A 7,412-nucleotide genomic window follows, 5' to 3' on the forward strand; every position below is an offset into this window, starting at 1 on the left:
TTCCGACCGAGCAACGAATTACATCGCTGTTCTTCAGCAACCATTGAACCATGATCGAGTGTGCGGGCCGTGATAACTACGCGGGCGCGCCGCACTATCCTTGTCCGCATGGCTATCCTCCCCATCCGAATCGTCGGCGACCCGGTACTGCACAAGGCGACAGAGCCGGTCACTCAGTCCCCGGCCGAGATCGCCGAACTGATCGCAGACATGTACGAGACGATGGACGCTGCCAACGGCGTCGGTCTGGCGGCCAATCAGGTCGGTGTTCCACTGCGAGTCTTCGTCTACGACTGCCCCGGTGACGACCGCAGCAGCGAGCGTCGACGCGGCGTCGTCGTGAACCCGGTACTCGAGACGTCCGAAATCCCCCAGACGATGCCCGACCCGGACGAAGACTTCGAGGGTTGCCTGTCCGTTCCCGGCGAGCAGTTCCCGACGGGTCGCGCCGATTGGGCGAAGGTCACCGGCACCGACGCCGACGGCAACCCGATCGAGGTCGAGGGCACCGGATTCTTCGCACGGATGCTCCAGCACGAGACCGGGCATCTCGACGGTTTCCTCTACACGGACGTACTGATCGGCCGCAACGCGCGCGCTGCCAAGAAGATCATCAAGCGTTCCGGTTGGGGCAAGCCCGGTCTGACCTGGACGCCGGGGACCGTCGACGATCCGTTCGGTCACGACGACGACGATTACGAAGACTGAGAATTCTGCTCTGAACGGCAACATTTCGATCGGTAGCCGGGTGGTTTTGCGATACAAGCTCCCACCCGGCTATTCGCATCCCATGACCGACGTCATCGGCATCCTCGAGGGCGCCGATCCCATCGCCGTTCGCGCCGGCGACGGTCGGCTGGTCCAGGTCTCCGCCGATCAGGTGATCGCGCTCAAGAGTCTCTCGGCCCGCCCGATTCGCATCGGCGAGATTCGAAACCTCGAAACGGCTGCTGCGGCGGCGTGGCCGGGGGTCGAGCAGGCGTGGATCGACGGTTGGTTGCTGCGCGCCGGTCACGGTGTCACCGGCCGCGCCAATTCGGCTTTGCCGCTCGGTGGTGCGGGGGCGGTTGCCGGCTTCGACGCGAGCACCATCGAGCGGATACGCCAGTGGTTCGGTGACCGCGGACTGCCGACCCTGCTGCTCCTCCCCGATCGACTCGGCACCGCTCCGGACGGGTGGAGCAGCGAGAAGGAAACCATCGTGATGGCCGCCGATCTGGGCAATGTCACGCTGCCGCTCGGTCCTCCGGTCACCTCGTTCGCCGACCGCCCCGACCACAACTGGCTGTCGATGTACGACGCCCACGGCGATCCGGCGTACGTCGAGGCGGTCCTCACGGCTGTCGTGGGCACTGCAACTTTCGGCGCGATCGGAAACACCGACACGCCGCTTGCCATCGGGCGCGCTGCGCTCACCGAGGCACCCGACCACAAACGCTGGGTAGGACTGACCGGCATTCACGTCGCCCCTGAACACCGTCGTCACGGAATCGGGTCGCTGATCTGCGGAGATCTACTCTCCTGGGGTCGTGAGAACGGTGCGACGCACGCGTACCTCCAGGTTTCGGCGGACAACTTCGCGGCGATCGCGCTCTACGAGCAGCTCGGATTCGTCGAACACCACCGCTACCGATACGCCACCGATCCTGTCGGCGGCTGACGCTAGGCTTGCCCTCGTGCGCATCGCTACCTGGAACGTCAACTCCGTCCGTGCCCGTACCGACAGGATCATCGACTGGCTCGGTCGATCCGACGTCGACGTCCTGGCAATGCAGGAAACCAAGTGCAAGGACGAGCAGTTTCCGTACGAACGCTTCAAGGAGATCGGCTACGAGGTCGCCCACGTCGGGTTGAGCCAGTGGAACGGTGTCGCCATCGCTTCCCGCGTCGGCTTGGACGACGTGCAGATCGGATTCGAGGATCAGCCCGGATTCGACAAGGATCCCGAGGCAGACCCGGTCCGCGAGGCACGTGCGATCGGTGCCACCTGCGGCGGTGTGCGGGTGTGGAGCCTGTACGTCCCCAACGGCCGTGAGCTGGAAGACCCGCATTACGCCTACAAGCTGGATTGGCTGGCCAAGCTGCGCGACGACGCGGAGGGCTGGCTCAAGCAGGATCCCGACGCGCAGATCGCCCTGGTCGGCGACTGGAACGTCGCTCCCACGGACGACGACGTGTGGGATCCCGCTTTCTTCGAGGGCAAGACCCACACGTCGCAGCCGGAACGAGCTGCGTTCACCGCCTTCACCGAGTCCGGGTTCGCGGACGTAGTTCGCCCGTACACACCCGGTCCCGGCGTGTACACGTACTGGGATTACACGCAGCTTCGCTTCCCGAAGAAGCAGGGTATGCGAATCGACTTCATCCTCGGCTCACCGGCATTCGCAGCACGCGTCGAGGCGGCCGAGATCGATCGAAACGAGCGAAAAGGCAAGGGCGCCAGCGATCACGCTCCGGTGATCGTGAATCTCGGGTGATCGTGAATCTCGGAGCCTGATCGTCTGTTTGCACCCTCGGGCTTCTAGTCCTCGACGAGCAGTTCCAGATACTCGGGATGCTCGCCGAGGTACCGCTGAACATAGGTACACACGGGCCGTACCGACCAATCACGTTCACGGGCGCAGTCCATTGCGAACTGCACGAGTACGGCTGCCAGTCCCTGCCCGCCGTACTCCTCTTTGACGACGGTATGCATGTACGCAACCACGTCGCCCGCTTCGGCTCCGCTCCCCGAAATCTCGTCTTCGTCGCGGTATCCGAGGATGCCGACCAACTCGTCGTCGGAGAGCAGTTCGAATCGTTCGTGCGACGGATTGTCCACGAGCGTGACTTCCGGTGAGGTTCCGGTTTTCGAATTTTCGATGTCGTTCATTGCGGCGACCTCCACGGCACGATGTGCACCTGCGCGATCGGCGACAGCTGCGTTCGCACGCTCTCCATAACTGTGATCCATGCCACTCATAGAATCAGCTACCGACGACGCTGTCCCGGGTTCGACCAATTTTTGCACCGGGAACGACCGGATCGCAATCGCAGTTCGCGCCGTCGTTCCCGCGAGAGGTGGGACCGAGCTGCCGTTTCCCCAGGTCCGATCGGTAGGCTCGTCGTCGTGAAGCTGCTGCCCCTAACCCCCGCCGGACAGACCCCGATTCGGGCATTGACCATCGCCGGAACCGACTCCGGTGGCGGAGCCGGCATTCAAGCCGATTCCCGCACGATGGCGATGTGCGGAGTGCACGCCTGCGTGGCCGTCGCCGCAGTGACGGTCCAGAATTCGGTGGGAGTCAGCGGATTCCACGAGATTCCGCCGGAGATCGTCGCCGACCAGGTGCGCGTCGTGGTCTCGGACATCGGCGTCGGTGCGGCGAAGACGGGAATGCTCGCGTCGACGACCATCATCGAAGCGGTGGCCGCGGTTGCCGCCGAGGTTGGGATCGGCCGCGACCGTCCGATTCCGCTCGTGGTCGACCCGGTGTGCGCGTCGATGCACGGCGATCCGCTGTTGCACGAAGAAGCTCTCGACGCGGTCCGCAACACCTTGATTCCGGCAGCCACGGTGGTCACTCCGAACCTCGACGAGGTTCGGTTGATCACCGGTATCGAGGTCGTCGACGACAAGAGCGCCCGCCAAGCGGCAGAAGCGCTGCATGCGCTCGGCGCTCAATGGTCCATCGTCAAGGGTGGCCACCTTCGTACTTCGGAGTTGTCCACCGACCTGTTGTTCGACGGCGACCGTTTCCTCGAATTCAGCAGTGCCCGGATCGACACCGGCAACGATCACGGCGGCGGAGACACGCTGGCTGCTGCGATCACTTGCGCTCTCGCACACGGCCATTCCGTTCCGGACGCGGTGGCGTTCGGCAAAGAGTGGGTGACCAAGTGTCTCGAGGCGTCGTACGACCTCGGCGCGGGACATGGTCCGGTGTCCCCGCTCTGGCGGCTCCAGGTTTAGTGCGCTAGTTCCGGCGCACGCGCCAGATTCCCAGGTCGACGGGAACTCCGTTGGGCGTGGTCGCGAAAAACCCTCGCCGCCATGGCCGGATCGTGAGATCGAGATCCTCCAGGGTGCCGGCTTCGAGTTCCTCGAGAGTTGTCGCCGACATCATGACGTTGCCGTCGCCGCCCAAGCCCATCATCCGGGCGGCGATGGTCACGTCGACGCCGAGCCAGTCGTCACCGATCTGACGCGGGGTACCCGTGTGTAGGCCGACGCGCATGCGCGGGGTGTATCCGTCGAGATCGACTTCCGCGAGCGCGTCCTGCGCGGTGAACACCGCCTTCAATGCCGCATCCGGGCGAATGAACACTGCCATCAGACCGTCGCCCATCCGTTTGACGACGTGTCCGCCGTTGTCGGTGATCGGAGTTTCCACGGCCTGCGCCACCGCACGCAGAAGGGTCAGCGTCGCGCCGTCACCGGCTGCGAGCGACCAGGTGGAGAAGCCCACCAGATCGGTGAAGACGATGGTCAGTTCTTGATCGCCACGTCCGCGGCCCATCTTTTCCAGCGCTGCCTGCCACACCTGCAGTGCTCCGAGGCTCACTTCGCGAGTGGCTGCCGGCTTCTGATCGAGCAATCTGTCAGCGACGCGCGCCACGGCGCGCGCACCGCCGGGGCCGGCGAGCGAGAGCGGATCCCCAAACCCTGGATCACCGGGTAGTGCCCGCCTGAGGCGTCGTAGCGCGTCGATGAGCTGCTGCCGACGGTTAAGTTCTGCCGCAGAGTTCAAGACGACGTCGACGACGCCTCGAACCGAGGAGGAAGAAGCACCTGCCGTGTCGGTGTTCTCCGGGGACAGATCAGCCATAACTCAAGCGTAACTCAGAGTTACAGACAGTGTGCTGCCGCCGTTCTCGCACAGTGGCCTCCTGGTCGCTCGCACAGTCGATCATTCGGTCAGTCGATCATTCGGTCAGTCGATCATTCGGTTCTGGCCTGTGTCCGGGCATCGCCGACGGGAACTCCGTTCGGCCCGCTCAAATCCTGGGCATACGTCGCAACTCCGAAGGCTACTGCAGAAGCGTTGGCAGCGAGCGCTTCGCGATCGATGTTCGCGAGGTTGTCCTGGGCACTGTGGTAGTTCGGGTCGAAGGTCTCCTCCGCCTCTCCGCCCCACTTCTCGGCCTGTGCCGGCGTCTTGCGCTCGTCCGCGCCGCTGAACACTCCGCCCGCCGGGATCCCGATCTCGATGAACGGGCCGTAGTCGGAGCGCCCGTCGAAGTCCGTTCCGTCCGCCGCAATCCCTCGCCCGGCGAGAAAATCGACGAAGGTGCGCTCGATGCCCGCCGACCCCTCGGGCCCGGGCCCCTCCCCGACGGCATCCGAGTTGTCGCCGTCGTAAGCCAGGTATCCGGCGTTGGGCGAACCGAGCATGTCGAAATTCAGGTACAGGGCGATGTCGGCCCGTTCCTGATCGCTCAGACCCTCGACGTAGCGGGTGGAGCCGACCAATCCCACTTCTTCCGCTCCCCAGAAAGCGAAACGCACGGCATTCTCGATGCTCGGTGAGCTTCCCATCTGCAGCGCGGTTTCCAGTACGGCTGCGGTACCGCTTCCGTTGTCGTTGATTCCGGGACCTTCCGGCACACTGTCCAGGTGGGCGCCCACGACAACCACGTTGTCGGTCGCGCCGGTCTTGGTCTGCGCAATCACGTTGCGCGACTTCGTCGTTTCCGTCGACGTGTCGAGAATCAGCGTGAGGTCTCCGGGCGCTGCGGCAAGAGCCTCGCCCGACGCCTTACTCACCCCGCCGGTCGGAATGCGGGCGTCTTCGGGTTCACCCAAGGTAGCCCCGCCCAGCATTGCGTCCTCGTTGTTGGCAACCAGCAACGCCGCCGCGCCGCGATCAGCGGCGATCTTCTGCGTGTCGCCGAACGGGCACACTCCGCGGGTGACCAGCACGATTGCACCGTTCACGTCGCGGCCGTCGTAGTCGGTGGCCTCGCAACCGGGGGTCTCGTCGGCGGGAATCGCCACCAGACGCGCCGTGATTCCGGTCGGTCCCGTGGAGGTGGAATATGTCAGCGCCCGCACCGGAACATCGGAGCCGTCAGCGGCTTTCAGGGATTCGGTGCCGGGATCGAAGGAGCTGAAGTCGAATTCCGGGGTGCTGACCTCGAAACCCTTGTCTTCGAGCAGGTTTGCCACGTAGTCGACACTGGCGTCGTAGCCGGGGGTACCGGCCGATCGATTGCCCTCGTTGTTGGCGGCGATCTTCTCGAGTTGCTCCAGATGCCCGGTCACGGCGTCGACCGTGACGGTCTCGGAGAATGCAACCGGGTCTGTCGGGACGGCCGCTTCACTTCCCGACGAGCATCCACTCACCACGAGTGCTCCAGCCATTGCGACCACAACCACACCGAAGAGTCTCATCTTCGGAGGATATCGGCCGAAGCACAGGAAAGGGACCCAGTACGAATGGTTTTTCGTACTGGGTCCCTACTCTGCTGTCACTCCTGGTTCTCGGTAGGTCTCCCGACAACACCTACCGAGGGAGCGACAAGATCAGGCGTCGCGACGATTCACGATGACGATACTTGCTCCGAAAATCACCAGAACGAAGGCCGCGAAGTAGATCAGGCTGCCCCAGGGTCCCCAGTGGAAGTCGACGCCACCGCTGCTCGCACTGAGGAAGTGGTTTGCATTCGCGAACGGCAGGAACGGGGTGATCTTCTCGCCGAAGCTGCCGAACAGTCCGAACAGGCTCTCGATGAGCAGCGGCCAGAGCAGGAGCAACGCAATTGCGCCGGCCGACTGGCGAATGATCGATCCGACGCCGACAGCGAGAATCACGCACAGGAAGGCGTAGATCGGGATGCCGTAGATCGCGCGCCAGTCACTGCCGCTCGACAGGGTCAATCCGGCACTCGCCTCGGTACCGGCGATGGCCTTGGCCATGGCGTACGCGCCGAAGGCGAGAACAAATGTCAGTACAGCACCGAAAGCACCGATGAGGCCGGCTTTGGCGATCAGAACCGAGGCACGGTTCGGAACGGCCTGGAAGGTGGTGCGGATGGTCCCGAAGCGGTACTCACTGGTGACCGCGAGGGCCGCCATGATCATGAGAACCATGATTCCGAAACCCGAGATGCCGGCCGTGGCAACGGCGGTGTCGAGGTCCGGTGCTCCCTGGACGTCGGAGGACGTCAGAGCCGACTTGGCAACCGCGCCCATGATGGCCGCGAAGCCGAGCGCGAGCACGACGATGATGACCGAGCACCACAGCGGCGACTTGGTCGTGGTGATCTTGATACGTTCAGCACTGAGAACAGCCATTACAGTGCACCTCCCATAGCCTGCTGCGTGTTTGCCTGCTGTGTATTTGCGTGGTGTGCACCGACACCCGGATCGATACCGGATGCGTGGTACTGGACATCGTCCCCGGTCAACTTCATGAACGCATCCTCGAGCG

The 7,412-nt window shown here is 64.0% G+C and carries 8 protein-coding genes; 4 read left to right on the forward strand and 4 right to left on the reverse strand.

What is annotated here, in order from left to right; genetic code table 11:
* The first annotated feature begins 108 nt into the window (after positions 1 to 108).
* The 3 genes from A2J01_RS21420 to A2J01_RS21430 are packed head-to-tail and all read left to right on the forward strand — an operon-like array spanning position 109 to position 2,477.
* On the forward strand, positions 109 to 708 hold the full coding sequence (locus A2J01_RS21420; protein WP_003945053.1) for a peptide deformylase: 600 nt from the start codon (positions 109 to 111) through the stop codon (positions 706 to 708).
* A gap of 10 nt (positions 709 to 718) precedes the next feature.
* Entirely contained in the window at positions 719 to 1,660 is a 942-nt protein-coding gene (locus tag A2J01_RS21425; RefSeq protein ID WP_442971574.1) for an N-acetylglutamate synthase, CG3035 family, read from the forward strand.
* Positions 1,661 to 1,676: 16 nt separating this feature from the next.
* On the forward strand, positions 1,677 to 2,477 hold the full coding sequence (locus A2J01_RS21430) for an exodeoxyribonuclease III (RefSeq protein ID WP_042926198.1): 801 nt from the start codon (positions 1,677 to 1,679) through the stop codon (positions 2,475 to 2,477).
* A gap of 44 nt (positions 2,478 to 2,521) precedes the next feature.
* On the opposite strand, the gene A2J01_RS21435 is transcribed toward A2J01_RS21430, so the two are convergent.
* The gene (locus A2J01_RS21435; protein WP_042453439.1) at positions 2,522 to 2,872 is read right to left on the reverse strand and encodes a GNAT family N-acetyltransferase; all 351 of its coding nucleotides are present in this window, start codon (positions 2,870 to 2,872) and stop codon (positions 2,522 to 2,524) included.
* Between the two features lie 237 nt (positions 2,873 to 3,109).
* On the opposite strand from A2J01_RS21435, the gene thiD reads away from it, so the two are divergent.
* A complete protein-coding gene (gene thiD / locus A2J01_RS21440) occupies positions 3,110 to 3,952 on the forward strand; it encodes a bifunctional hydroxymethylpyrimidine kinase/phosphomethylpyrimidine kinase (protein ID WP_064113527.1) in 843 nt (280 codons plus the stop codon).
* Between the two features lie 4 nt (positions 3,953 to 3,956).
* Here the strand turns inward: thiD and A2J01_RS21445 are convergent, their stop codons facing one another.
* The 3 genes from A2J01_RS21445 to A2J01_RS21455 all read right to left on the reverse strand — a co-directional run bounded on the left by A2J01_RS21445 (position 3,957) and on the right by A2J01_RS21455 (position 7,276).
* Positions 3,957 to 4,808 (reverse strand): adenylate/guanylate cyclase domain-containing protein, encoded by an 852-nt coding sequence (locus tag A2J01_RS21445; protein WP_007730127.1) that lies wholly within the window; start codon positions 4,806 to 4,808, stop codon positions 3,957 to 3,959.
* A 113-nt stretch (positions 4,809 to 4,921) separates the two neighbouring features.
* Positions 4,922 to 6,373 (reverse strand): M20/M25/M40 family metallo-hydrolase, encoded by a 1,452-nt coding sequence (locus tag A2J01_RS21450; RefSeq protein WP_197494267.1) that lies wholly within the window; start codon positions 6,371 to 6,373, stop codon positions 4,922 to 4,924.
* A 132-nt stretch (positions 6,374 to 6,505) separates the two neighbouring features.
* A complete protein-coding gene (locus A2J01_RS21455; RefSeq protein ID WP_047268852.1) occupies positions 6,506 to 7,276 on the reverse strand; it encodes an ABC transporter permease in 771 nt (256 codons plus the stop codon).
* Between the last annotated feature and the right edge of the window lie 136 nt (positions 7,277 to 7,412).

Origin of the sequence: Rhodococcus sp. EPR-134 (assembly GCF_001647205.1) — a bacterium.
Taxonomy (GTDB): Bacteria; Actinomycetota; Actinomycetes; order Mycobacteriales; family Mycobacteriaceae; genus Rhodococcus_F; species Rhodococcus_F qingshengii.

Excerpts from the sequence above, each read along its gene's own strand:
- A2J01_RS21420 (WP_003945053.1), top strand. The coding sequence starts at position 109 with ATGGCTATCCTCCCCATCCGAATCGTCGGCGACCCGGTACTGCACAAG.
- A2J01_RS21435 (WP_042453439.1), bottom strand. The coding sequence starts at position 2,872 with ATGAACGACATCGAAAATTCGAAAACCGGAACCTCACCGGAAGTCACG.
- A2J01_RS21445 (WP_007730127.1), bottom strand. The coding sequence starts at position 4,808 with ATGGCTGATCTGTCCCCGGAGAACACCGACACGGCAGGTGCTTCTTCC.
- A2J01_RS21450 (WP_197494267.1), bottom strand. The coding sequence starts at position 6,373 with ATGAGACTCTTCGGTGTGGTTGTGGTCGCAATGGCTGGAGCACTCGTG.
- A2J01_RS21455 (WP_047268852.1), bottom strand. The coding sequence starts at position 7,276 with ATGGCTGTTCTCAGTGCTGAACGTATCAAGATCACCACGACCAAGTCG.